This is a genomic window from Streptomyces beijiangensis, assembly GCF_017315755.1.
GTDB lineage: Bacteria > Actinomycetota > Actinomycetes > Streptomycetales > Streptomycetaceae > Streptomyces > Streptomyces beijiangensis.
This window is the reverse complement of the sequence record NZ_JAFLRJ010001529.1, coordinates 1-302: the sequence shown is the minus strand read 5'-3', so window position 1 is coordinate 302 and position 302 is coordinate 1. Positions and strand designations below refer to the sequence as shown.

1 protein-coding gene is annotated in these 302 nt (G+C 76.5%); it reads left to right on the top strand.

The annotated features are described in order from the left end of the window. Positions 1-82: 82 nt before the first annotated feature. A partial coding sequence (locus tag J0695_RS42555) for a thioesterase domain-containing protein (protein ID WP_372445948.1) occupies positions 83-302 on the top strand: 220 nt, incomplete at its 3' end.

Here is a 302-nt window from a genome sequence, read left to right as displayed (position 1 = left end):
GCGGCGGCCGTGGCCCGCCCCGGGGTGCGCAGGTCCGCCGCCGCCAGCAGTTCGTCGAGGGTGATCTGGTGTTGGACCACGTGTGCGCCCGGTGCGCGGCCTTGCGGGCCGCCCCCAACCGGACGCCCGCGCCGGCGCTCCGGTGCGGGCCGAGACCCGGTTGAGGCTGTTTTGCCTGCCGCACACCGCCGGCAACGCCGACCACTTCCGCCACTGGCAGCACCGGATGCCCACGGGCATCGAGGTCACCCCGGTGGACCTGCCGGGACACGGCACCAGGCTGCGGGAGCCGCTCGTGGGGC